The organism is Streptomyces sp. NPDC044064 (assembly GCF_056434245.1).
Genome location: NZ_JBWKFN010000008.1, coordinates 181,330 through 207,450, shown reverse-complemented (window position 1 = coordinate 207,450; position 26,121 = coordinate 181,330). Strand labels below are relative to the sequence as shown.

At 72.3% G+C, this 26,121-nt stretch carries 14 protein-coding genes; 7 read left to right on the top strand and 7 right to left on the bottom strand.

From position 1 onward, the window contains the following. Positions 1–32: 32 nt before the first annotated feature. A complete protein-coding gene (locus AC07DS_RS15730) occupies positions 33–1,265 on the top strand; it encodes an FAD-dependent oxidoreductase (RefSeq protein WP_479145628.1) in 1,233 nt (410 codons plus the stop codon). A gap of 70 nt (positions 1,266–1,335) precedes the next feature. Here the strand turns inward: AC07DS_RS15730 and AC07DS_RS15725 are convergent, their stop codons facing one another. The 4 genes from AC07DS_RS15725 to AC07DS_RS15710 form a co-directional block, all read right to left on the bottom strand. Beyond that, on the bottom strand, positions 1,336–4,005 hold the full coding sequence (locus tag AC07DS_RS15725) for a SpoIIE family protein phosphatase (RefSeq protein WP_479145626.1): 2,670 nt from the start codon (positions 4,003–4,005) through the stop codon (positions 1,336–1,338). A 135-nt stretch (positions 4,006–4,140) separates the two neighbouring features. Then, on the bottom strand, positions 4,141–4,878 hold the full coding sequence (locus tag AC07DS_RS15720; protein WP_479145624.1) for a class I SAM-dependent methyltransferase: 738 nt from the start codon (positions 4,876–4,878) through the stop codon (positions 4,141–4,143). 172 nt (positions 4,879–5,050) lie between these two features. Continuing rightward, positions 5,051–7,387: a glycosyl hydrolase family 95 catalytic domain-containing protein gene (locus tag AC07DS_RS15715; RefSeq protein WP_479145622.1), complete on the bottom strand. Its 2,337-nt coding sequence runs from the start codon at positions 7,385–7,387 to the stop codon at positions 5,051–5,053. A 126-nt stretch (positions 7,388–7,513) separates the two neighbouring features. Next, positions 7,514–8,338, bottom strand: coding sequence for an SGNH/GDSL hydrolase family protein (locus AC07DS_RS15710; RefSeq protein WP_479145620.1), 825 nt, complete (start codon positions 8,336–8,338; stop codon positions 7,514–7,516). Between the two features lie 290 nt (positions 8,339–8,628). On the opposite strand from AC07DS_RS15710, the gene AC07DS_RS15705 reads away from it, so the two are divergent. Then, positions 8,629–16,692 carry a type I polyketide synthase gene (locus tag AC07DS_RS15705; RefSeq protein ID WP_479145619.1) on the top strand — a complete coding sequence of 2,688 codons (8,064 nt, stop codon included), beginning with the start codon at positions 8,629–8,631 and terminating at the stop codon, positions 16,690–16,692. A gap of 29 nt (positions 16,693–16,721) precedes the next feature. Here AC07DS_RS15705 and AC07DS_RS15700 read toward each other — a convergent pair whose 3' ends face one another. After that, entirely contained in the window at positions 16,722–17,966 is a 1,245-nt protein-coding gene (locus AC07DS_RS15700) for an LmeA family phospholipid-binding protein (protein ID WP_479145617.1), read from the bottom strand. A gap of 395 nt (positions 17,967–18,361) precedes the next feature. On the opposite strand from AC07DS_RS15700, the gene AC07DS_RS15695 reads away from it, so the two are divergent. Further along, on the top strand, positions 18,362–18,937 hold the full coding sequence (locus AC07DS_RS15695; RefSeq protein WP_479145615.1) for a lamin tail domain-containing protein: 576 nt from the start codon (positions 18,362–18,364) through the stop codon (positions 18,935–18,937). A gap of 147 nt (positions 18,938–19,084) precedes the next feature. Here AC07DS_RS15695 and AC07DS_RS15690 read toward each other — a convergent pair whose 3' ends face one another. After that, the gene (locus AC07DS_RS15690) at positions 19,085–21,433 is read right to left on the bottom strand and encodes a SpoIIE family protein phosphatase (protein WP_479145613.1); all 2,349 of its coding nucleotides are present in this window, start codon (positions 21,431–21,433) and stop codon (positions 19,085–19,087) included. A gap of 187 nt (positions 21,434–21,620) precedes the next feature. On the opposite strand from AC07DS_RS15690, the gene AC07DS_RS15685 reads away from it, so the two are divergent. After that, positions 21,621–22,433, top strand: a complete 813-nt coding sequence (locus tag AC07DS_RS15685; protein ID WP_479145611.1) for a maleylpyruvate isomerase family mycothiol-dependent enzyme — start codon at positions 21,621–21,623, stop codon at positions 22,431–22,433. Between the two features lie 27 nt (positions 22,434–22,460). Here the strand turns inward: AC07DS_RS15685 and AC07DS_RS15680 are convergent, their stop codons facing one another. Next, on the bottom strand, positions 22,461–23,420 hold the full coding sequence (locus AC07DS_RS15680; protein WP_479145609.1) for a GlxA family transcriptional regulator: 960 nt from the start codon (positions 23,418–23,420) through the stop codon (positions 22,461–22,463). A 115-nt stretch (positions 23,421–23,535) separates the two neighbouring features. Here AC07DS_RS15680 and AC07DS_RS15675 point away from each other — a divergent pair, with 115 nt between their 5' ends. The 3 genes from AC07DS_RS15675 (at position 23,536) to AC07DS_RS15665 (ending at position 26,008) form a co-directional block, all read left to right on the top strand. After that, positions 23,536–23,835 (top strand): putative quinol monooxygenase, encoded by a 300-nt coding sequence (locus AC07DS_RS15675; RefSeq protein ID WP_479145607.1) that lies wholly within the window; start codon positions 23,536–23,538, stop codon positions 23,833–23,835. Between the two features lie 59 nt (positions 23,836–23,894). Then, positions 23,895–24,452, top strand: coding sequence for a PaaI family thioesterase (locus tag AC07DS_RS15670; RefSeq protein WP_479145605.1), 558 nt, complete (start codon positions 23,895–23,897; stop codon positions 24,450–24,452). A 344-nt stretch (positions 24,453–24,796) separates the two neighbouring features. Next, on the top strand, positions 24,797–26,008 hold the full coding sequence (locus AC07DS_RS15665; protein ID WP_479145603.1) for a S8 family peptidase: 1,212 nt from the start codon (positions 24,797–24,799) through the stop codon (positions 26,006–26,008). Positions 26,009–26,121: the final 113 nt, after the last annotated feature.

Genomic DNA, 26,121 nt, shown 5'->3' with positions numbered 1-26,121 from the left:
CTGCTCTCGTGATCGTGAAGGGCAGGACTGCGATGGAACGAACCACGTGCTGTGTGGTGGGGGGCGGTCCCGCGGGCATGGTGTTCGCCCTGCTGCTGGCCCGGGCCGGCGTCGAGGTGACGGTCCTGGAGAAGCACGGCGACTTCCTGCGCGACTTCCGCGGCGACACCGTCCACCCCTCCACCCTGGCCCTCCTGGACGACCTGGGGCTGGCCGAACGCTTCGCCCAGCTGCCGCAGCGCCGGGTGAACACCGTCCAGCTGCCGGTCGGAGCCGGCCGCTCGACGGTCACCGTCGCCGACCTCACGGTGCTGCGCGGACCGTACAACTACGTGGCGATGGTGCCCCAGTGGGACCTGTTGGAGCTGCTCGCGGACGAGGCCAGGCGCGAGCCGTCCTTCCGGCTGAGGATGAACACCGAGGCGACGTCCTTCCTGATCGAGTCCGGACGGGTCAACGGGGTGCGCTACCGCACCGCCGACGGCCGCACCGGCGAGTTGCGGGCTGCTCTGACCGTCGCCTGTGACGGCCGCGGATCACTGGCGCGCTCCCGGCCGGAGCTCGGACTGCGCAGCTTCACCTGCCCGATGGACGCCTGGTGGTTCCGCCTGCCACGGCAGGAGGGCGACCCGAGTGGACTCTTCGGCGCCGCCGGGGACCGCTTCCTGACCGCGATGATCGACCGCGGCGACTACTGGCAGTGCGCCGGACTCATTCCGAAGGGCACCGACGCACAGCGCCGTGCCGCGGGCCTGGACCGCTTCCTGGCCCAGTTCACCACGGCTGTCCCGTGGATCGCCGACCGCTCGCACGCCCTGTGCTCATGGGACGAGGTCAAGCTCCTGGACGTACGCCTGGACCGGCTGCGCCGCTGGCACCGTCCGGGGCTGCTGTGCATCGGCGACGCCGCGCACGCGATGTCCCCGGTCTTCGGCATCGGGATCAACCTCGCGGTCCAGGACGCCGTTGCCGCCGCCCGCCATCTGATCCAGCCGCTGCGCAACGGAACCGTCGGACTGCGCGACGTACGCGGTGTGCAGCGCCGGCGCCTCCCGACCACGGTCGTCACCCAGGCCCTCCAGCGCACGGCCCACGCCCTCCTGATCGCTCCCGTCCTGCAGGGCCGTCCACCGCTCGGCAGCCCGGAGCGGGCCCAGTGCCTCGCACGCCGGGTCGCCGGATCACGATGGATGCGGCGCCTGCCGGCGTACTTCATCGGCTACGGCGCACTTCGGGAACGCCCGCCCGCGGTGGCCGTCCGCTAGCCGCCGACGGTCACGCAAAAGGCTCGGGGCCTGGAAGTCGCTGTGCAGCGGCACGAACCGGCCGAGGCCGTCAGGGCTGTACGGGCAGCTGCTGTTCGGTCCAGATGACCTTGCCGTCCGGCGTGTACCGCGTGCCCCAGCGGTCGGCGAACTGGGCCACGAGGAAGAGGCCGCGGCCGCCCTCGTCCATGGTGGTGGCCCGGCGCAGGTGCGGGGAGACGCTGCTCCCGTCGGACACTTCGCAGATGAGGGTGCGGTCGCGGATCAGGCGCACGCTGATCGGACCGGTCGCGTGCCGGATCGCGTTGGTGACCAGCTCGCTGAGGATCAGTTCCAGGGTGAACGCCTCCTCGTCCAGACCCCAGGTGTGCAGCAGCCGGCCGGCGCAGGCGCGCACGCCGGCGACGGCAGCGGGATCGGAGGGAACGTCCCAGACCGCGGTACGGCCGCTGTCGAGCAGCCGGGTACGAGCGACCAGCAGAGCCACGTCGTCGCGTGGTGCCGTCGGCAGCAGCGCGTCCATCACGGCCTGGCACATCTCCTCCGGAGTCCGTCCCGCGTGTTCGACGGCGCGGCGCAGCTCCTCGATCCCCTCGTCGATGTCACGCTGCCGCTCCTCGATCAGGCCGTTGGTGTACAGCACGACGGCACTTCCCGCGGGCAGGCGTATCTCCGCCTTCTCGTAGGGCAGCCCGCCCAGCCCCAGCGGCGGACCGGTCGGCACCCCGGCCAGGTCCGCGCGGCCGTCCGGGTGCACGATCAGCGGGTCCAGGTGGCCGGCTCTGGCCATCGTGCACAGACCCGACACCGGGTCGTAGACCGCGTACAGGCACGTGGCACCCGTGAGCGTCGGCGCTTCGCTGTTCTCGTCGTCCCGGTCCTGGTCGATGCGGGTGACGAGTTCGTCCAGGCACCAGAGCAACTCGTCGGGCGGCAGGTCGAGCGTGGAGAAGTTGTGGACGGCGGTGCGCAGTTGCCCCATGGTGGCGGCGGCGTGCAGACCGTGCCCGACGACGTCGCCCACCACGAACGCGACGCGGGCTCCCGGCAGCGGGATGACGTCGAACCAGTCGCCGCCGACACCGCCGAGCCCCGCCTCGGCCGGCAGATAACGATGGGCCACCTCGACGGCGCTGTGCTCCGGAAGCGCGTGCGGCAGCAGACTGCGCTGCAGCGCGACGGCCATGGCGTGCTCCCGGGTGAAACGGCGGGCGTTGTCGATGCTCACCGCGGCACGGGCGACCAGCTCTTCCGCCACCGACAGGTCTTCCGGACCGAAGGGAGCGGGCTCCTTCGAACGCCAGAAGGTGGCCACGCCGAGAACCACCCCGCGTGCCCGGAGCGGAGCCGCGATCATCGAATGAATGCCATGGGCCACCAGCCGGCGAGCCCGGTCGGGGGCCTGTGCCTGCCAGCCGGAGAACGCCCCCATGTCGGCCTCCAGCACCATCCGCCCGGAACCGAATCCGGAGGCCTGCGGCGTGGAGGCGTCGAAGTGGATGAGGTGACCGGGCGGATACAGCGGGGTGTCCTCCCGGATGCCGTACAGGGCGACACGCCGCAACTCCGCCATGTTCGCCTGGTTCGGTTCCTCACCGCGCAGCACGGCGTCGGCCAGGTCGACGGTGACGTAGTCGGCGAACCTGGGCACGGCCAGTTCGGCCAGTTCCTCGGCCGTACGGGTCACGTTGAGCGTCGTGCCGATGCGGATGCCGGCGTCGTACAGCAGCTTGAGCCGTTCCTGTACGTCCTCCACGCGGCCCATCAGCGCGCTGAGCTCCGTGGTGTCCCGCAGGGTCGCGACCGCGCCCCCTGGCCCGGGCTGCTGCGCCATGGGGCGCAGGCTGATCGCCAGCAGCCGGTCGCCGACCCTGATCACCCGGTCCGTGGTCGCGGTACCGGACAGCAGCAGCCGCTCCGCGCCCGGCTCGAGTCCCAGACTCCTGACGGGCCGGCCCTCCACGTCCGCCGCGAGCCCGAGCAGGCGTCGTGCCTCGTCGTTGGCCAGAAGCAGACAGCCTTGCGGATCGACGATCAGAACACCTTCGCGCACCGCGTGGAGGACGGCGTCGTGGTGCTCGTACATGCGTGTCATCTGCACCGGGCCGAGACCGTGTGTCTGACGGCGCAGCCGCCTGCTGATCAGCGCGGTTCCGGCCGTGGCTGCCAGGAGCACCACTCCGGTCGCGACCAGGACGAGCGGTACCTGCCGGTCCGCCGCCCCGCTCACCTGCTTGATCGTGATGCCCGCGGAGACCAGACCGATGACCTTCCCGTCGGACGAGGTGACCGGGACGACGGTCCGCACCGAGCGGCCCAGCGTCCCCGTGGTGGTCTCGGTCACGATGCCACCGTGCTGCGCCGCCGCGATGCTGCCGATGTAGTGCTCGCCGATCTGTGCCGGATTCGGATGGGTGTAGCGAATACCCTCCGGACTCATCACCACGATGAAGTCCACCTCGGCGCGCTTGCGGACCTCCTCGGCCTGCGGCTGGAGCGCGGCGGTGGGGTTCGGGCCTTCCAGGGCCTGCCGTACCGACGGGGACGAGGCGACGGCCGAGGCCACCGAGAGCGTGCGGTTGCGGGCCTCGCGCTCGGCGTCCGTCCGGGACTGCAGCAGCAGGGCGACGACGGCGGACGCCAACAGAACCACGATGATGAAGACCTGCAGGACGAAGACCTGGCCGGAGACGGTGCGCAGCCCCTGCCAGGACCGCAGACGCCCGGGCCGCCGGTCCATAGACCCATCTAACCGCGGCTCCAACGCGCCATCATCCTTGAGCGACCGCCCTGCCCCGCCCTTCACGTCACGTGCCCGCGTGCGCGCACGCAGCGAGGGGCGCCGGGAGGGCCACGCTCACGCAGCCAGGCGTCCTCAGGCGTGCGTCGTCAAGATCATGTACGGCGCGGTCCTGGTCTCCGCAGGGTCATGTTCTGCGGGTGCTTCGACGCGGAGTGTGGGCAGGTCCACGGTGGGCGAGGGGAAGCCGGCCCCGGTCAGGAAGGACCGGTAGCGGTCGAGGGAGCGGTAGTGGGTGACGCTGGTCATCGGGGTGCCGTCGCGCAGCCGCAGCAGCGCGGGCACGGTGTCGCCGTCGGAGTACACGGCTCCTGGTTCGCCGTGGCGCAGGGTGGAGAAAACCACACCGGTCGCGGCGGGGTTGAGGTCGGCGAGGAGATACGGGGCACCGGGCCGCAGGACACGGTGGATCTCGGCGGTGAGGGCTGCCAGCCGGTCGTCGTCGGGGTCGGTGCAGTACACCAGGCCGCACACGGCGCCGTCGACGCTGTTGTCGGCGAGCCAGGGCAGGGTGCGGCCGTCGAACAGCCGGTAGGAGATACGCGGGTGCGGGCGGTCGGCGCGGGCGAAGTCCAGCATGTACGCCGACGGGTCGAGCGCCTGGACCGTCCACTCCCCGCCGCCGGCGAGCTGCGCCGCGATCGCACCGGTGCCGCAGCCGACGTCCAGCACGAGCCGGTCCGGGCCCGGGCTGCGGCCGAACCGCTGCAGCACCGCCGGGAAGATCAGCCTCTCGGCCAGCCGCATGTCACGGTCCCGGTAGGCGCCGGCTGCGGCGGTGGTGTCCCAGTCGAGGGGGTCTTCGCCGGCCATCAAGGGTCGCTGCCTCCTGCGCTGAACCTGGCCCGGACTCCTGCGGAAGGGCGCTCGGCGGAAGCGTGGCACACGAGACGGCCGGACAGTCCGTGGCACACGGGGATTCCCCCGACAGTGCGTCCGTCCTGCGCACAGTTGACGCCGGGATCCGTAGCCGCGCCGGCAGCCGCTACGGCAGCCCCCACGCAGGCCCCGGCTCGCCGCCGGCGACGGGCGCTATGACGAGTTCGGGTCGGACACCGGAGTGGACGAGCACCTCGCGGCCCCGGGGCAGGTCGATGGCGAGCGTGCCGTCGCCCAGGTCCTGGGTGCGGGCCGGGGTGCCGTCGTCCAGCAGCACGGTGAGGGTGCCGCTGAGACCGTGCCGCAGCTCGAGCGGTTCGCCCGCCAGGCTCCTGATCCGTATGAAGCGGGTCGTCCCCGCCTTGCGTACGGCACTGACCAGGAAGGCGCCCTGGGTGCGGAAGTCGTGCAGGGTGACGTCCGCCCAGGCGGACGGGACGGCCGGGAAGACCCGGACCGTGCCGCCCCAGCTCTGGCAGAACATGTCGTGCAGGGACTGCGAGGCGGACAGCGGGGTCTCGATGACCGGACCGGCCTCGGTGTAGTGCGTGTTGGCGCGGCAGGGGAAGCGCGTCGTGGGGTCGAAGAACTTGCGCAGATAGGTGATCGCGGTGTCGCCGTCGCCGGTCATCGCGTACATCGAGGCGGCCCCGGTGTAGCTGTAGCCCCGGTGGGCACCGGTCAGCGCGTGCCACCGGGCCACCGACTTCGCGATCAGGTCGCGGCTGCCGGGCTGGTCCCAGTTGACGAGGTACAGCGGATACACCATCAACAGATGCGAGTAGTGCCGGTGCGACTGGGCGTACGGCGTGTCCGCGCCGATCATGAAGCCGTTGTCGTCGACCGGGTACGGCGTGAGTCTGGCCAGCACCTCCTGCCAGCGCGGCATCAACTCGTCGTCGATATTCAGCAGTCGGGCGGACTCGATCAGTGTCCGGCAGCCCCAGCGGAGCAGGGCCAGGTCGTAGTTGGTGTCCTGTGGCGGCACGACGGGGTACTCGGGCGAGAGCGTGCTCGGCAGGTGGAGCCTGCCGTCGCTGCCCGGGGTGAGGAAGTGCAGGTAGTAGTTGATGGCCCGGCGCAGCACCGGGAAGATCGTGTCGCGCAGCAGGGCCTTGTCCATGGAGTGCCGGTAGGACAGCCACACGTTGTGCAGCGCCCAGGTGAGGTCACCGGTCTCGGCGCCGCTGCCCGGCACGCCCACGCCGCGGTCGGCGAACATGTCGGAGCTGCGGCCGATCCCGGAGCTGTCCGCGCGGTAGGCGGCGGGCACGTTGGCGATGAGCTGTTCCTGGCTCTGCCGCAGCGTGGTGGCGAGCGCGTCGAGTTCCGGGTGGTTGAAGCCATGGATGAGCCAGTACTCCAGCTGGACGTTGAGGTTCCACCAGACCGCGGGCCAGGGGGTGGGCTCCAGCCACGGCCCGGAGGTGGCCATGACGGGGCCGCCCGCGCGGCTTGCGGAGGCGACCTTGTAGAGCTGGATCCAGTGGAAACTCTGCAGTCGCCGGTCGGGGAAGGAGACGAAGCTCTTGCGGTAGAACGCATGCCACCAGCGCAGGTGCCGTCGCCTGAGGGCGTTGTACGACGCGACGCGCCCGAGGTTGCGCAGCGAGGCGGCCTCGGCTGCGGTGCCGGAGGGCGAGCTGTGTCCGACGCTCAGCAGCAGGTCGTCGCCGGTGCGACGGTACGCGGTGGCGGTCTGGCCGCCGCCGGTGAGCGGCTGGAGCACCTGCTCGGTGCCGTCGGCGGCGGTCCGGGTGGTCCAGGGCGGGTTGGCGGTGTAGCCGGCGGGCGGGACCTCGCTGATGCGCCGGGGGCTGACGGCCTCCTCGGCGTGGAAGGTCCAGGAGACCCGCTCGCCGCCGGCGGCGAGCACCCGGGCGGCCAGGACCTCGTCGTGGATGAGGGCGGAGAGGGTGAGCGTTCCCGCAGTGGTGGTGATGGTGCCGGTGAGTTCGGCGCTCCACAGGCTCAGCCGCCAGTCGACGGCGGTGATCGTGCCGACCGGTTCGAGCGTGAGATGCCCGACCGGGAGGCGGCAGGTGCCCCAGCCGCTGCCGAACTCGGGCCGGTGGTCCTGGACGCGGCCGTGCTGGACGGTGAAGCGGACCTGGTTGGCACCCGGCTCCCGGTACACCATGCTGCCGAGCAGCCCGTCCCCGAGGAACGGACCCTCGTGCCAGAGGGTGGGCATCCTGGTCCACAGCAGGTCCTGGCCGTGCAGGAACCGGTCCCAGGCGCCGTCGGTGGTCATGGTGTCGCGCAGTCGCCACGGGCGCCTGACGGCTGCCTCCGTCGGACCAGGTCTGCCGGATCCCGTCGCCTGTACGGGTAACCCGGCGTGGGCCGGCCCGGGCAGGGCCACCGTTGCCGCTCCGCCCAGCGCGGTGCCGAGCACGGCTCTGCGGGGCACCGGTGAGCACTTCTCCGGCTGCGAGGTCATCGTCGTCCTCCCGGGCTGACGGATCGTCGAAACATCGGGTGTATGGCGGAACCTAGATAGTGATGCACGGGCGTGTCAATCGCCTGTGCCGCGACGAGTCCCTGACACATCCGATGTATGGAGAGATCAAGCCGCGCCGGTGAGGAGAGGGAGGTAGCCCAGCGACTGCCCTGGTGCCGTGGGGTGGTACGACTCGGTCAGGTCCAGCCAGTCGACGCTGTGCAGCCAGGGCGTGGACGAACAGATCTCGTGCCCGGCGAAGGCGCCCCGGGGATCGGCGAAAGTGAACCCGTGGTCGACGGCGCGCTCGGCGATCACCGCGTTGAGCTGGTCCACGGCCTCGTTGAGCGCCGACCTCTCCGTGTCCGCGAGGCCGCCCGAACAGGTGCCGTGGACCTGGTAGAGGTGCGGGTAACCGAGCACGACGACATGGGCGGCGGGCGCCTTGCTGCGGATGGCCGAGTAGAGACGGTCCAGGCTGCCGGGAAGGGACCCGTTCATGAAGGTGCGTGCCTTCGCGACGGCGGAGAAGCATGCCTCGGTGCCGGGCAGTACGCAGGTCGCCATCACGCCGGAGAAGTCCGAGTCGCTGCCGCCGACCGTGATGCTGACCAGGTCGGTACGGGGAGTCAGCGGGCCGAGCTGACTCGACATGACGTCGCCGGTGCGGGCGCCGTTGCACGCCATGAAGCTGAACGACGACGGCGCATGGGCCGCGGCCCACAGGGCCGGGTACGCCCGGCCGCTGCGCAGGCAGTCCGAGGCGGAGGTGAAGTAGCTGCCGGCTCCGACACCGGCCGAATAGGAGTCACCGAGAGCCACGTAGTCGAGGGCTTCGGAGTGCGTGGCTTCGGCGCCCGGCGCCGCCGGCGCCGTCGCGGGACCGGCGAGGGTACAGGCGGCCGCGACGAGTGCGGAGGACATGTAGGACGCTATTCGGGACCGTCTCATGACTCTCCTGTACCGCGGCCCGGCCACCCCCGCCCGTGGGCGTCGTCCTCCCCGCTCGGCCGTGTTGACAGAGCCCCACGGCGGTGCCGCGGCTGCAGTACGCCGCGTTGGCGAGGGACACCGGCCGGAACCGGGAGCGCGCGTGGCATGCCGTCTCCCCGGCGGAGTTCACCCGGCGAGCCGTCACCCGTTCGGCGGCGCGCGCGACGCGGCCCGGAGCTGACGGCCGCGAACGGATCGTGACCCTATAGTCGATGGGCGTCGGGGGTGGACGCACAAGAGGGGTGGGAATGACGGGGGTTCGCGGGGAACTTGTCCGTCCGTTGGCCGAAGCCGTCCGAGCGCATGCGGCACGCGCGGGGGAGAGGACCGCCTTCCGGGACGCGCGCAGGGGGGTGACCTGGGAGCAGCTGGACCGGCGGACGGCACGGATCGCAGGACATCTGGCACGGCTGGGCGTGCGCCGCGGCGACCGGGTGGTGTTCTGGCTGTCCAACCGCGTTGAAGTGGCGGAGAGTTGCCTGGCCGCCGTGCGCGCGGGGGTCGTCGGTGTGCCCATGGATCCCGGGGCGGCCGACGCCGAGCTGGACCATGTCCTCGGCGACAGCGGCGCGGTGGCGATCGTGGTCGAGGTGTCGCTGCTGGAGCGCCTGGCGCACGTGGCGACAGGACCGCGCTCGCCGCGGCTGGTGGTCGTCGTGGGCGCGCAGGCACTGCCGTCCGGAGCACCCGCGGGCGCGGTCTCCTACGAAGAACTCGCCGGCACCGATCCGGGCCGCCCGCCGTACGACGGCCTCGGCCTGGACGAACCGGCCTGGATCCTCTACACCTCGGGCACCACCGGCGAGCGCAAAGGCGTGGTGACGAGCCAGCGGGCCGTGCTGTGGTCGACGGCCGCCGCCTATGCGCCACTCTTCGGCATGTCCGAGGAGGACCGGCTCCTGTGGCCGTTGCCGATGCATCACGCCTATGCGTACTCGCTGTGCATCCTCGGGGTGGTCGCCACCGGGGCGAGCGCCTACCTGCTCGACCGCGGCGTGGACGTGCTGGACGCGCTCGAACAGCAGCCGCTGCAGGGGCCGTTCACGATGCTGGCCGGGGTACCGGCCACCTACCACCTGCTGGTGAGCGCACTGCGGGAGGCGCCGCGCGCACCGGGCGGGCTCCGGCTGTGCGTCACCGCCGGAGCGCCCTGCCCGCCGGAACTTCGCTCCTCTGTCGAGGAGTTGCTGGGCGCTCCGCTGCTGGACGGCTACGGCTCCACCGAGACCTCCGGCAAGATCGCGGTCGACCGGCTCGAGGCGCCGGGTCCGCAGCGCGTGCCGCAGCCGGTGCCCGGAGTCGAGGTCCGGGTGGCCGACCCGCACTCAGGTGCCGGCGTCGCCGCCGGTGCCGAGGGCGAGATCTGGGTGCGCGGCCCCGGTGTGATGACCGGTTACCACGGTCGCCCCGACAGCACGGCGCAGGTCCTGCGTGACGGCTGGTACCGGACCGGTGACCTCGGGCGTCGTGAGCCGGACGGTGGGCTGCGGGTCACCGGCCGGGTGGGCGACCTGATCATCCGCGGCGGGCAGAACGTCAACCCGGTCGAGGTGGAGCAGGTGCTCCTGGCGTGTCCCGGTGTCGCCGACGCGGCGGTCGTGGGCAGGCCGCACGACGTGCTGGGGGAGGTCCCGGTGGCGTGCGTCGTCCCCGGGCCGGACGGAGTCGACCTCGCGCCGCTGCGGGCCGCGTGCCGGGAGCGGCTGTCCGCTTTCAAGGTGCCGGACGAGATCCGGCTGAGCGGCCCGCTGCCCCGCACGCCCTCCGGCAAGATCCAACGCGCGGTACTCGCCGGCCAGTTGGCCGAGGCGCTCGTCACCGAGCGGGAGGACGCCGCCACCGAACTGCGGGCCCGGCTGCTCGCGCTCCCGGCCCCCGAGCGGCACCGCGCCGTACTGAACCTCGTCATGGCCCAGCTGCGCGGCGACGGGGAGTCCGACCCGGAGCCCGACCAGGCCTTCACCGATCTGGGAGTCAGCTCCCTGCACGGTGTGCTGCTGCGCGACCGGCTCGGCGCGGTGACCGGTCTGCGGCTGCCCGCGACCCTGGTGTTCGACCGGCCGACGCCGGACGCGGTGGCCGATTTCCTGCACGACGCGCTCCTCGGCGCCCCTACTCCGGCGGCACGTGGGGCCGGGCCCCGCACACCCGGCGACACGCCGCAGCCCGACGAACCGGTGGCCATCGTCGCCATGGCCTGCCGCTATCCGGGAGCCGTCGACGACGTCTGCGCGCCGGAGGAGCTCTGGCGGCTGATCGCCGACGGCACGGACGCCACCTCCGCGTTCCCCGCCGACCGGGGCTGGGACCTGGCCGGGCTGTTCGACGCCGACCCGGACCGGCCGGGCACCTCGGTCACCCGCCGCGGTGGCTTCCTGCGCCGGGCCGCCGACTTCGACGCGGCCTTCTTCGGCATGTCGCCCCGGGAGGCACTGGCCACCGACCCGCAGCAGCGGCTGCTCCTCGAGACCGCCTGGGAGGTCGTGGAACGGGCGGGCATCGCCCCCAGCGCCCTGCGCGGCAGCGACACCGGCGTCTTCGTCGGCGTGATGCACGGCGACTACGCGGGCCGGCTGCTGCACCGCGGAGGACACGAGTACGAGGCACACCTCGCGCTCGGCTCGGCGGGCAGCGTGGCCTCCGGGCGCATCGCCTACACCCTGGGCCTGGAGGGTCCCGCGGTGACGGTGGACACGGCCTGCTCCTCGTCGCTGGTGGCGATGGACTGGGCGGCACGGGCACTGCGCTCGGGCCAGTGCTCGCTGGCCGTGGCCGGCGGGGCCACCGTCATGGCCAGCCCGGTGCCGTTCGCCGCGTTCAGCAGGCTGCGCGGCCTGTCGCCCGACGGACGGTGCAGGCCGTTCTCGGCCGCGGCCGACGGCACGGCCTGGGGCGAGGGCGTCGGACTGGTCCTGCTGGAGCGGCTCGCCGACGCGCGGCGCAACGGCCATCCGGTGCTGGCCGTGCTCCGCGGCTCCGCCGTCAACGGCGACGGCGCGTCCAACGGCCTGACCGCGCCCAGCGGGCCCGCCCAGGAGCGGGTGATCGGCGATGCCCTCGCCGCCGCCGGACTCACCCCGGCCGACATCGACGCCGTGGAGGCGCACGGCACCGGCACCCCGCTCGGCGATCCCATCGAAGCCCGGGCGCTCCTCGCCGCGTACGGGCACGACCGCCCGGCGGAGCGGCCGCTGTGGCTGGGATCGCTGAAGTCCAACATCGGGCACACCCAGGCCGCGGCGGGCGTCGCCGGGGTCATCAAGACGGTGCTCGCCATGCGGCACGGTGTGCTGCCGCGCACGCTGCACGCCGATGAGCCGTCACCGGGCGTCGACTGGTCCTCCGGCGCCGTACGGCTGCTGCAGCGGGAGCAGCCGTGGCAGCCCGCTCCCGGAAAACCCCGGCGCGCCGCGGTGTCCGCCTTCGGTATCGGCGGCACCAACGCCCACGTGATCCTGGAGGAAGCGGTCGACGAGCAGGCGGCCCCGCACCGCGAGGATTCCCGGACCGCTCCGGAACCGCCGCTCCTCCTGTCCGGCGCGACCGCCGAAGCGCTGCGCGCCCAGGCCCGGCGTACCGCCGCCTTCCTCCGCGGACGGCCCGAACTGCCGCTCGGGGACGTGGCGTTCTCATCGGCGACCGCCCGCGCCGCACTCCGCCACAGGGCGGCGCTGGCCGTCCAGGACCGCGCCGCCCTGCTGAGTGAACTGGACCGGCTCTCGGACGAGGGGGCGGCTGCCGTGCCCTCCCCGGTCCGTAGGGGCGGACGGCTGGCGCTGCTCTTCACCGGGCAGGGCGCCGGATGGGCGGGCCTCGGCCGGGAGTTGCACACCGCGTACCCCGTCTTCGCGGACGCCTTCGACGCCTTGTGCGGCCGGTTCGACTCCGTCGGCGTCGGGGAGCGGCCCCTGCGCGAGGTTCTGTGGGACGGCCCGGGCACATCGCTCGCCGACGCAGGGCAGCACAGAACGGATGTCGCGCAGGCCGGCCTGTTCACGTTCGAGGTCGCGCTGTTCCGGCTGCTCGAATCCTGGGGCGTGCGACCGGACTTCCTGGCCGGCCATTCCGTCGGCGAGCTGGCCGTGGCGCACGCGGCCGGGATCCTCTCGGAGAGCGACGCCGTCGACCTGGTCGCCGCCCGGGGCCGTTTGATGCGGCAACTCCCGGCAGGGGGCGCCATGCTGTCCCTGGACGCCACCGAGGAAGAGGCGCTGGCGGCCCTGGCCGAACTGCCTGCAGCAGCCGGGCCGGTGACGGTCGCGGCGGTCAACGGTCCACGGTCGGTCGTCGTCTCCGGGGCGGAGCAGGCGGTGTCTGCGGCGGCCGAGCGCTTCGAGACCCTTGGGCGTCGCACCGTACGGCTGCGCACCAGCCACGCCTTCCACTCGCCGCTGATCGAACCGGCGCTCGCGGAGTTCGCCCGAGCCGCCTCCCGGGCCACCTACCGTGAGCCCCGCATCCCGATCGCCTCGACGCTGACCGGGCGTCAGGCCACCGGAGACGACCTGCGCTCGGCGGCCTACTGGGTCCGTCACGCCCGCGAAACGGTGCGGTTCGCGGACGCCGTACGTCATCTGGTGCGTGAAGCGAGGGTGACCGCGTTCGCCGAGGTGGGACCGGGCACACAGCTCACCTCGGCCGCGATGGCCACGGCCGGGGCATCCGGGGACGTGGTGTTCACCCCGACGGCGCGGGCCGGTCACCCGGAGCCCGACACGGTTCTGGCGGCACTCGCCCGACTCCACGAGCACGGCACGGCGATCGACTGGGACACCGTGCACCAGGCGGCGCACCCGGGCAGCCGTGCCCGGCGGGTGGACCTGCCCACCTACCCCTTCCAGCGGGAGCGCTACTGGCTGACCGAGCCCGTCGACCCCACACCGACGGCCGCACGAGCCGCCTCCGGCGGCCACCCGGTGCTGACCTCCACGACCAGCCTCCCGGACACCGGCCGCCTGCTGTGCACCGGCCACTTGTCGGACACCGACCAGCCCTGGCTGTGCGACCACGTCGTCGACGGACGCCTGCTGGTGCCCGCGTCCGCCCTCGCCGACCTGGCCCTCCACTCCGGCAGCACCTGCGGGCTGGACGTCCTGGAAGAGCTGACCCTGCTGCTGCCGCTGCGACTGCCCGGCGCCGGCGCACGCGTCGAGCTCCAGGTGGCGCTTGGCGAACCGGACCCGGACGGCCGCAGGACCGTCGACATCCACGCGCGCCCCGAGGACTCCGGCCCGGTGGGCACCTGGACCCAGCACGCCACCGGTCGGCTGGCGGCATCGGCCACCGACCCCGCCCCGAACCCCGGACCGCAGGGTTCCTGGCCGCCGCCGGACGCCGTACCGGTCGACGTGACTAAGGCCTACGACCGGCTGGCGCGCGAAGGCTACGGCTACGGCCCGGCCTTCCGCTGCGTACGGGCCGTCTGGCGGCAGGGAGACGACCTCCTCGCCGATGTCCGGCTCCCCGACGCCGCCGTGGCAGAGGCGCAGCGGTACGGCATCCATCCCGCGCTGCTCGACGCCGCGATCCACGTTCCACTGCTGGTCCCCGGGGACCGGGGGGAGTCCGAACCACCCCGGCTGCCGTTCGCCTGGCGGGGTGTCAGCCGGTACGCGACCGGCGTCAACGCGCTGCGGGTACGTCTGCGCCGTACCGGGGAGGACACGGTCGCCGTGGACCTCACCGACCCGGCGGGCAGGCCGGTGCTGCGGGTGGAGGCGCTCACCACCCGGGCGGTCCCGCGCACCGCCGACCGTGGGCAGGCCGGACCGCTGTACCGGCCGAGTTGGACCGCCGTGGCCGCCGACCGCACCACCGCCTCCGCGTTCGCGGTGGAATCCCCGGACGACCTGGACCTGGGGGCAGCGCTGTCCGGGACACGGCGCTCCGGCTCCCTCGAAGGCGATCTGCCGGCCGTCGTCGTCTCCCTGACCGCGCCGACTCCGTCCACCACCCCCGCCGCCGGCACTCGTGCCCTCGTCACACGCGCCCTGGAACTGCTGCGCGGCCGGCTGCCCGGCCTGGCTCCGGGATCACGCCTGGTCCTGGTGACCCGTGGAGCCACCGGTCGGGCTCCGGACCTGCCGGCCGCGGCGGTCTGGGGACTGGCGCGCAGTGCGCAGTCGGAGTACCCCGGCCGCCTGACCCTCGTCGACGTCGACGACCACCCCGAGTCGGTGCGCCGGCTGACGGCGGCCCTGGGGACCGGTGAACCCCAACTGGCCGTCCACGCCGGGAAGGTGCTGGTGCCAGGGCTGACACAGGCGGCCGCCACACCGTCCCGGTCGGCTCCGTTCGGCGAGGAGGGCACCGTACTGATCACCGGGGGCACCGGTGCTCTCGGCGGGCTGCTGGCCCGCCACCTGACGGAGCATCACAAAGTGCGCCGCCTGGTGCTCACCAGCCGCAGTGGCCCGAAGGCGCCCGGTGCACGCCGGCTGCAGGCGGAGATCGAGCAGGCCGGAGGCCGGGTGGAGGTGGTCGCCTGCGACGCGGCCGACCGGTCCGCGCTGGCGGAGGTGGTCGACCGGTACGCAACGGACCTGACCGCCGTGGTGCATACGGCCGGTGTCCTCGACGACGGCGTGCTGGAGGCGCAGACGCCCGAGCGGATCGCGGCGGTGATGCGCCCGAAGGCGGACGCGGCCTGGCACCTGCACGAGCTGACGAAGGACCTGCCCCTGTCTCAGTTCGTGTTCTTCTCCTCGGCGGCGGGACTGCTCGGCAATCCCGGTCAGGCGGGCTACGCGGCCGCGAACGCGTTCCTCGACGCCCTCGCGGTGCACCGTGCCGCCCTGGGAATGCCGGCCCTCTCCCTGGCATGGGGCCCCTGGTCGGGGGCCGAGGGGATGGCGGCCCGCACCGGCCGGACCAGTGACGGCGTGCTGCGCGCCGTCACACCCGCCGAGGGCATGGCGTTGTTCGACGCCGCCTTGGCGGCGGACGAACCCGTCCTGGCACCGCTGCCGTTGGCCCCGACGGCCGGTAGGCAGCGGAGGCCGGTTCCGCCGCCGCTGCAGGATCTGCTGCGACCGTCCGGCTCGGCAACGGGCCCGGGCGCGGACCGGAGCGGCGGGGGACCGGCGGCGACCACCACCCGGCCGACCCACGACTCGCCGGGAGCGTGGCGAGTACGGCTTGCGCAGCTGCCCGCCGACGACCGCCACTCCGCCCTGCTCACGCTCGTCCGGGAAGCGGTCGCCGAGGTGCTCGGCCATCCCGGCGCGGCCGCCGTGACGGCCGACCGCGCCTTCACGGAACTGGGTCTCGACTCCCTGACCGCCGTTCTGCTGCGCAACCGGCTGAGTCTGCTCACCGGACTGGAGCTGCCCGCCACCGTCACCTTCGACCTGCCCACCACCGAGCGACTGACGAGCCACCTGCTCGCCGAACTGCACGAGGCGCTGCCCTGTCGGAAGGCGGCCACCGCGGCACGGCCGGCACGGCCCGTACAGACCCTGGCCTCCCTGTACCGGCGCGTGTGCGGGACCGGCGACGTCGTCTCGGCGATGCACCTGCTCGTGACCGCCTCACTGGCCGTCCCCGGGTTCGGCCCCGAGGAGGGCGCCGCGCACGCCCTGCAGCCACTCCAGCTGGCCGTCGGCGCGGACGACCGGGCACCTCTGGTGTGCTTCCCCGGCTTCTCCCCGGCCCTGGGCCGGCCCTGGTACGACGCGCTCGCGCGACACCTCGAAGACGACCGGGACGTTCTGGAGATGCGGCACCCCGGGGTCACCTCGGGCGACGCGCTGCCCGGCGACTGGCAGACACTGGTGGACCTGCATGCAGCCACCCTGCGGGAGCAACTGGGCGAGCGCCGGCCCGTCCTGCTGGGCTGGTCGATGGGCGGCTGCCCGGCACACGCGGTCGCCGCGCGGCTGGCGGAGACCGGCACTCCGCCGGCCGGCCTGGTCCTCGTCGACACCTACCACGTGACCCCCGAGCGGGAGGCCGAGCCATGGCTGCTCGCCCTCCCCGCCCGCGCGGCCCTGGCCATGCGGGAGGAGTTCGACACCGCGGTGGAGGACATGGCGCTGGCCGCACTCGGGGCCTACACCCGGATGCTCCGCGGCTGGCGTCCCGAGCCGGTGGACGTACCCACACTGCTGGTGCGCGCCACCGCCCGGCTGCCGGAGATGCGCACCCACGGCAGCCGCGGGGCGGAGAGCCGCGACTGGCGGGCTTCCTGGCCACAGCTGTCCGAGACCGTGGACGTCCCCGGCGACCACTGGACCGTCGCCGGGGAACACGCACCCACCACGGCACGGGCGATCCGTGACTGGATCAACCGCCTCGGCAGCTCGACGGATTGAGGCACCGCCGGTGTCCCCGGTGCGGATGCTCAGTGCCCCAGGAGCAGCCCCGATCCCGTGACGTCGGCGTGGATGCCGTCCTTGTGCACCGTCACGCCCTGCAGGCGCAGGGCGCCCGAAGGCGGTTTCGGGAGCTGGAAGGAGAAGGAGAAGCGGTCCGCGATCTGCGGGCGGGTGAGCTTGGTCAGTGCGGTGAGGAGGGAGAGGTCGAGGCCCAGCCGCTTCAGGAGCGCCGGGTGGGCGAGCGCCACGTCCACGAGGTTCATGCGGGTCAGGTCGTGCAGGAACCGCGGTGCGCCGGTGAGCTGATGGAGCCTGTCCTCGTCGTGCAGCGCGGCCCGCACCGCGCTGTCGGGGACGCCCAGGCGCCGCACGATCTCCGGGACGGCCAGAAAGGCCCTGATCCTCTCCGCTTCCCGGGTGAGCCGGCGCGCCGAGGCGCGGGTCAGGTGGAGGCCCTCGGCGGGCCCGGTGCCGGGCCGGTACGTCGCGAGGTCACCGACGTCGAGCCGCATGCCGTCCACGGAGGTGGCGATGCCGCGCTCCCCTTCGCGCCGGATGCGGACGTCGGCTCGTACCCGCAGATCGTTCCCCGCGACGCGCAGATCGCCGTGGGCCCGGACGCGGCCCGGTCCGCGGGCCGTGAAGGACACCTGGGATGCGCCGAGTTCGCGGTTCATGTCGGCGAAGGACAGCAGCACCTGACCGTGCACCTGCCGCACCAGGGCGCCGCGCACGGCGGTGGGCCCGTCGCCGTCGATGCGTATGTCGTGTGCGGTGGCGGTGACCTGGGTGAGGGTGACCCGGCGGGCCGGGATGCCGGGGACGGTGATCCGGACCGAGTCGAGGCGCTGTGCGGCCAGCTGGGTGAGGAACGGGAATCCTCCGATCCGTACCTCGGGGGCCGCGGCGAGATGCAGTTGGTCCTTGAGCCGGTCCGAGGCCTTGTGCTCGGCATACAGCAGCGCCCAGCGGTCGGCGAGGGTGACGAGGCAGGCGAGGGTGAGCGCCCAGGCGAGGACTCTGACCATGGTGGGCAGGCCGGTGGCCCGGTTGCGGCGGCGGCTGCCGCGCCGGTGGTTGGGCGGGGACCAGGGCTCCTCGGACTCGTCGTTCCGCGAGGTCGGAGCGGTGTCGTCGGTGAGGAAGTCCTCCAGCGGATTGTCTGCCAGCGCGGCCAGTTCGTCGTACGGGCTGCGATTGTGTGGAACCCCGTCGGCGGAATCCCCGTCGGACAGGGCAGGTTGATGCGTCGGTACGTGGGGGGTACGCATCGGGAGATTTGATCATATAGTCCCACCAGGCGTGCAAGTCCTACTTGAAGTAAGGCTCGAAATCGGCCACTTCACGGCCGACGGTCGGTGGGCGTACGCGCGGCATATGCCTGGGGACTGTTGCTCACTTTCGGGTGACGGGCCGGTGTGTACGCATGTGAAAGGTCGCCTGATAAAGCCTTGAAACGGTCATTCAGTCCATAGATGGACTATGCATCCGAGTGTCACCAATATGTGGGCGATTTGTAACACACCCCGTATGTGCCGCGCTTTTCTCGTGCGGGGCACGAAGGTGTGGATGCGCGGCCGCACGGCCGCTCCTCACCTACCGCACCCCGGTCCACGGCCCGAAGCCGTGCAGCCCGGACGTGCCCACACCCTGCAAGGGGGACCCTGTGTCCGCTTCCGTTTCTGTGACCCCGCGTCGTCTGACCGCAGCCGCCGCCGTGGCGGCCGCCCTGGTCGGAGCGGTGGCGCTGCCCGCCTCCGCCGCGGACCGGGCGAGCGCGTACCCGGACCGCGCCCAGGTGGTCATCGGCAACGTGCAGTCCAGCCTCCACGGCCGCTACGAGCGATCCAACCTGGCCCTCAACCGGGAGTGGGTCGACATCACCAACAACGGCCGTCACGGCGTGAATCTGAGCGGCTGGACCCTGTCCGACCGGGACGGCAACACCTACACCTTCCGCAACTACTGGCTGGGAGGCCGGGCAACCGTTCGCGTCCACACCGGTGTCGGCCGCGACAGCTCGACCGACGTCTTCCAGGACCGCCGCTTCTCCGTATGGGACCGCGACGCCGACACCGCCACCCTGCGCAACGACCACGGCCGCTTCATCGACGCCCAGTCCTGGGGCGGCCGGCGTGACGACCACCGCGGCTACCGTGACCACGACCGTCACTTCCGTGGTGAAGACGGCCGTCACTACCGCGGCGACGACCGCAACCACCGCGGCGACGACCGCTTCTGACCGTCCCCGGTGTGCCGACGCACCTGCCTCGGCACCCGACCACCCGCATCACGGCGCGCCGCTCCCGGGGAGGAGCGGCGCGCCGCGCCCGCACCGGCTTCTCCGGCGCTGTGCGGCCGCGTCGACCGGCTCCTGCTCGTCCCGGTCCTACGGGCCTGCCCGCCGAGGGGCGACCGGCTGCCCGATCCGGAGGCTGAACCACGTCGTCTTGCCGTCGTCGGTCGGCCGGACTCCCCAGTCGTCGGCGAGGGCCCGTACGAGCTGCAGCCCCCGGCCGGACTCCTCCTCCTCGGCGGCGACCCGGGGCTGGGGCAGCTGCGGGCTGGGGTCGCTGACCTCGACGGTCAGCTCGGTGTCCGTGCGGCGCACACGCAGGCCGATCGGGCCCTGCGCGTGCTGGACCGCGTTGGTGAGTATCTCCGACAGCAGCAGACACGCGTCGTCCGCCCGCTCGACGAAGCCCCATGTGCAGAGGGTCGCGGCGAGGAATCCGCGGCCGTCACGCACCGCGCGCGGCTCCGCGCACAGATCGGCGCCGGCCGTGGCCAGCGGGGCGGCCGGCACCTGGGTGAGCAGCAGGGTGACGTCGTCGTGCCCATTCGCGTCGGGCAGCAGCGTCGTCAGTACGTGGTCGGCGGCGGCCTCCAGGTCGAGGCCGGAGCTGGCCAGCTTGTCGAGGGTGCCGATGAGCTCGGTGAGCTGGTCCTCGATGTCGGTGCCCGGGGTCTCGATGAGACCGTCGGTGTACAGCACGAGCGTGGCCCCGCGTGCGATGGTCGCGGTGTGCTGTTCGTAGATCACGCCGCCGACGCCGAGCGGCGCGTTCACCGGCGTGGGAAGGGCGCTGACACCCTCGCCGGGGACGGCGACCAGGACCGGCAGATGTCCCGCGGAACAGATGACCACTTCGCCGGAGTCCGCGGCGACGACGAGATAGCAGCAGGTGACCAGCTGGTCGGGGACGTTCAGGTCGGCCACGACCGTGTCCAGGGCCTGCATCAGCTGACGGGGCCGCATGCCCGTCTTCGCCAGCGCGTGCGCGGCGGACCGCAGCTGGCCCATCACGGCGGCCGCCTCCAGACCGCGGCCCATCACGTCACCGATCAGCACTCCGACGCGGCCGGCTCCCAGCGGGATCAGGTCGAACCAGTCGCCGCCCACCCCGGCTCCCTGGGTGGCGGGGAGGTAGCGGCTCGCGGTGGCCAGGTCGGGAATCGCGGGCGGCGTGCCCATCAGGCTGCGCTGCAGCGTGAGCGCGATGTGCCGCTGCTGCTCGTACAGTTCGGTCAGTTCCGCCTCGGCCCGTTTGCGGTCACTGATGTCGCGGACGATCGCGCACGCGCCGATGACCGTGCCGTCCGGGGACCGGGTCGGCCACAGGGTGACGTCGACGTCGAGCAGCGCGCCGGACCGGGTCACCCGCAGCGTCTCGAAGTGCTCGACCTTCTCGCCGCGGCGCAACCGGTCAAGGAGCAGCCGGATCTCGTCCGTCTGGTCGGGCGGGGCCAGGATCGACACGTGCTGACCGACCGCCTCGGCGGCCGAGAACCCGTACAGCCGCTGGGCGGCGGCGTTCCAGTAGGTGATCCGGCCGTCGAGGGTCTTGGCGAGGATCGCGTCCTGGGACGACTCGACCAGCGCGGCGAGTTCGTTGATGCGCTCTTCGGCGGCTTTGCGTTCGCTGACGTCGCGTACGGCGGCGGAGACGAGGAGTCCGTCGGCGGTTTCGAGGGGGCTGAGGCTGATCTCGACGGGGAATTCGGTGCCGTCCTTGCGCAGGCCGTAGAGGTCGAGGCCGGCGCCCATGGGGCGTACTTGCTGGTTGTGGGCGTAGCCGTTGCGGTGTTTGGTGTGGTGGGTGCGGAAGCGGCCGGGGACGAGGAGTTCGACGGGGTGGCCGAGGAGTTCCTCGCGTCGGTAGCCGAAGAGGGCTTCGGTCTGGGCGTTGACGAGTTTGATGGTGCCGGTGTCGTCGACGATGACCATCGCGTCCGGTGCCGCCTCCAGCAGACCCCGGAAACGTTCCTCTGCGGCTTTGCGTTCGCTGACGTCGCGTACGGCGGCGGAGACGAGGAGTCCGTCGGCGGTTTCGAGGGGGCTGAGGCTGATCTCGACGGGGAATTCGGTGCCGTCCTTGCGCAGGCCGTAGAGGTCGAGGCCGGCGCCCATGGGGCGTACTTGCTGGTTGTGGGCGTAGCCGTTGCGGTGTTTGGTGTGGTGGGTGCGGAAGCGGCCGGGGACGAGGAGTTCGACGGGGTGGCCGAGGAGTTCCTCGCGTCGGTAGCCGAAGAGGGCTTCGGTCTGGGCGTTGACGAGTTTGATGGTGCCGGTGTCGTCGACGATGACCATCGCGTCCGGTGCCGCCTCCAGCAGACCCCGGAAACGGTCCTCCTCGTCCCGGGGCCCGCCCACGGGTATGTCGCCGCCGCACTCGCACGTCGCCCGCTCCGCCATGTGGGTGGAACCGGACGGCACCGCCTCGGCCAAGTCGCTCATGTCCATCCCCGATCCGCGGCTCACGATGAGTCGGCCATCCCAGCGCAATCCGGAGACATCCGTACGCACATGTCGCCAAGTGGCCCACAACGGTTGAACATGGCCGTCCGCTATTCCCCGGTGACTGATTGGGGTTCACGAGGCTCCGTCTCGGTGGACCTCCCGCGGACGAAAGGGCGGACGCGACATGGAAGGCAGCCGAGCGGCGGTCCACCCGCTGCCGTACACGACCTACCAGCGGGCCGTCGAGCAGGAGACGGCGCTCTTCGCCGAGGTGGCCGAGGGCGTGGATCCGGCATCCCCCGTGCCCTCCTGCCCCGACTGGACGGTGGCCGACCTCACCCGGCACGTCGGGAGTCTGCAGCGCTGGTTCTCCGCCCTGCTGACCCGGCTCGTGCAGGAGCAGCCGCGGAGTCGTGAGGTGGAACCGGAGCTGCCGGACAGCGCACAGGATTACCCCCGCTGGGTGGCGGCAGGTATTCCCCGGGTGGCCGCCGTGCTGCGGGCCACGGATCCCCACGCACCGATGTGGGCCTGGGGCGAGGACCAGCACGCCCGGTTCTGGGCCCGCCGGATGCTGTTCGAGACACTGGTCCACCGCGTCGACGCCGAGCGGTCCGTGGGCCGGGAGTCCCCCGTCGACCCCGTGCTGGCGGCGGACGGGATCGACGAGTTCCTCGTCAACCTGCCCCACGCCCACCTGTTCGCCCCTGCCGTGGCCCAGCTGAAAGGCGACGGCGAGATCGTCGTGTTCCAGTGCGCAGGCCCCGGCGAAGGCCTCGGTGAGCAGTGGCGGGTGCGACTGGACGCCGAGGGTTTCCATGTGCTGCCCCGAGCGGAGGACGGCGAACCGTCCGACGCGCGCACGACGACGGTGCGGGCCCGGGCCGCCGACCTCCTGCTCCTGCTCTACGGACGGCGGTCGTACCGGGAGGCCGATTTCGACGTGAGGGGGGAATCCGCGACGCTGGACCGCTGGTTCGCCCACACGGCCTTCTAGCCGGAGCGGGGGCATTCCTGGGGCTGCTCAGCGTGTGCGCAGCCCCGCCGTGGTGGTGCCGGTGCGATCGCGCAGCAGCGTGCGCAGGGTGGCGGCGTGCTCGTAACCGACCTTGCGGGCGATGCTCTCCAGGGACAGATCGGTGGTCCGCAGCAGATGCGTCGCCTGTTCGACGCGCAGGTCCTGGACGAACCGCACCGGAGTGGTGTTCAGGACCCGGCGCACGGTGCGCTGCAGCGTGCGCTCACTGACACCCAGGGCATGTGCCGCCTCGGCCAGGCTGTTCGGCGTGTCGAGGTGCCGGCGCGCCCACCGTTCGAACGCGGCGATCAGCGGATCGCTCTGCGCGAGGGCGCTCGGGATCGTGTACGCGGACTGTGACGGGCGCTCGTCGACGACCAGGTAGCGGGCGACCAGGTCGGCCAGGGCGGGGCTGGCCATGCGTACGACTGCGAGGGCGAGATCGACGTGCCCGAAGGCGGCCCCCGCCGTCGTCACCCCCTGCGATGTGGTGACCATGCTCGTCTCGTCGAGCGCAACGGCCGGATAGCGACCGCGGAAGACGGGCGCCAGCCACCACGTGGTCGTCGCCCGGTGGCCGTCCAGGATGCCCGACTCGGCCAGCAGGAAGGTGCCCGTGCAGGCCGAGGCGACGGGTGCGGCCCGGCCCCGGTGGCCGGCGACCAGCTCCCGTACGTCGGCGAGGCCGGGCCCCGCGACCCGCTCCAGGAGGGCGTCCGGCCGGCGCTCGGCGAGCGCGGGAACGAGCAGCAGGTCCGTGGCACCCACGCCGGTTGCGGGCTCGGTCGTGACGATGTGTCCGGCGCCGGTGCGCACCTGCGGGCTGAAGCCGACCGTCGTGACGTTCCAGGCCGGTGGCGGCTGGGGGAGTTCGCCGCGCATCGCGTTGGCCGCCTCCAGGACGTCCAGCGCCGCACAGAGCCCCGAGTCGAACACGCCGTCGTAGACCAGCACCGAGACGTCCATGTCGGAAACGCTACCAGAGAAGTCGTTTCCGACACTGGGGCCGGACGGCTCACCGACCTAGCGTGAATGGTGTGCCCCGGTGAGGGGACACACGACCGAGCCGAAGGAGCCCACCATGAACAAGATCGGCCTGCTGGCCCGTATCGAGGCCAAGCCGGAGCACGCCGAAGAGATCGCCCGGATGCTGACCGAGGCCGTGCAGCTCGCCGAGGAGGAGCAGCGGACCGTCACCTGGTTCGCCTTCCGGGAGGACGCCACCACCTTCGGTGTCTTCGACACCTTCGAGAACGACGAGGACCGCACCGAGCACCTGCGCGGACGGATCGCCGCCGCGCTCATGGGCGCCGCGGAGACCATGCTCGCCGCGGCCCCCGACATCCGGCCCGTCGACCTGCTCGCGGTCAAGCTGCCCTGAGCGGCCCCGCACGCCGTACCGCGCCCCCGAGACCCCGACGCACAGGAGATCCACCGACCATGACATCCATCACCCCCGCGCCGGCGACGGAAGCCGGGGCCCGGCGCGACGCGGGGCCCACCGTCCGCTCCCGCACCCACACCTGGGCACCGCCCACCAGCTATGCCGACGGTGCCGGCCGTTCGGGTCTGGAGGTGCTCCGGATGTGCGTCGAGGGCCGCCTTCCTCAGGCGCCGATCGGCGGGACGCTCGGATTCCGTCTCGTGGCGGCCGAGCACGGCCGGGCCGTCTTCGAGGGGGAACCCGGCGAACACCTGCTCAACCCCATGGGCACGGTGCACGGCGGATTCCTCGCCACGCTCCTCGACTCGGCGCTCGGCAGCGCGGTGATGTCGACACTCCCCGTGGGGCGCGCGTACACGACGATCCAGCTGGGAGTGCACATGGTGCGCCCCGTCTTCGCGGACACCCCGACCCTGCGCTGCGAGGGCACCGTGATCCATGCGGGCCGCACGACCGCGACCGCCGAGGCCAGGATCACCGGCACCGCCGACGGCAAGCTCTACGCGCACGCCACCACCACCTGCGCGGTGTTCGCGCAGCCCGAGGGGGCCTGACCGGCAGGGCGGACAGCGGGCCCGCGCGTTTTCACAGGCCGGGGCGATGGCGGACACCCATCGCCCCGGCCGCCTGCGGCCGGCCCGCGTGAACGGCCGGTGAAGAGATCGGCACGGATAATTCTTGACCGTTCCTTGGTGATTCAACCAGCGCAAAGCGCTGCATGTTTGCATTCGGGTTGCTCCCAACCTGCGTAAGCCCTGTGAAGATCGGCCGTCGGAGGGCTTCGGGGCTGCGACCAGGGGATTGATCTGATCGCGTCAAGTCGGCAGGCTCGCAGAGCGCGAGCAGAACTCTGCCGCGTGAACGCAAATCCCCCCACATGCAAACGAGGAGACCCCTCTTGACGGCGCATCACAAACGCATAGGCAAGGCCAAGACCGTCACCGCGATCGCGGCCGTTGCGACTGTCGTGGGCACGGCTCTGTACGTGTCGCCCGCCGCCCAGGCCGGACAGCCCGCGGAAGGCAAGGTCTACGGCCTGCGCGCTGAAGGAGCCGTGGCCGGCAGCTTCGTCGTCCTTCTGGACCAGAAGGCCTCCGCTGCCGAGAAGAAGGACCTGGCCACGGAGTACGGCGGCAAGATCAGCCGCACCTTCGGCTCGGCGGTGAACGGCTTCTCCGCCGACAGCCTCACCGAGACGGAGGCCAAGCGCCTCGCCGCCGACCCCGCGGTCGCCACGGTGGTGCAGAACAAGAAGTTCCACATCGACGCCACCCAGGACAACCCGCCGTCCTGGGGCCTGGACCGCATCGACCAGACGGACACGGCCGGCGACCACAAGTACACCTACCCGGACAAGGCCGGGGAGGGTGTGACCGCGTACGTCATCGACACGGGTGTGCGCATCAGCCACAAGGACTTCGGCGGACGCGCGAGTTACGGGTTCGACGCCGTCGACAACGACAACACCGCCGACGACGGCAACGGGCACGGCACCCACGTGGCCGGAACCATCGCCGGAACCGCCCACGGTGTCGCCAAGAAGGCCAAGATCGTCGCGGTCAGAGTCCTCGACAACAACGGCTCCGGCACCACCGAGCAGGTCGTCGCCGGCATCGACTGGGTGACCAAGAACCACCAGGGCCCCTCGGTGGCCAACATGAGCCTCGGCGGAGGCGCCGACCCCGCCCTCGACGAGGCGGTCAAGAAGGCCATCGCCTCGGGCGTCACGTTCGCCGTCGCCGCCGGCAACGAGTCGGCGGACGCCGGACAGGGTTCACCGGCGCGGGTCCCCGAGGCCATCACGGTCGCCTCCAGCACGAAGGACGACGCCCAGTCGGACTTCTCGAACTTCGGCAAGACCGTGGACCTGTACGCGCCGGGCTCGGACATCACCTCCGACTGGAACGACAGCGACGAGGGGACCAAGACGATCTCCGGCACCTCCATGGCCACCCCGCACGTGACCGGAGCCGCCGCCGTCTACCTGGCCGGACACCCGGACGCCACGCCCGACCAGGTCTCCTCCGCACTGGTCGGCGCGGCGACCAGTGACAAGATCACCAACCCGAGCAGTGGAACGCCCAACAAGCTGCTGAAGGTGACCGAGTAGGAACTGCTGTGCCGCGTCCTCGTGGACGACACGGAGAAACGGCCGCCACAACGGGCCGCCCCCCCCTCCCCCCGCGGCCCCCCCCCGCCCCTGGCCCCCCCCCCCCCCCCACC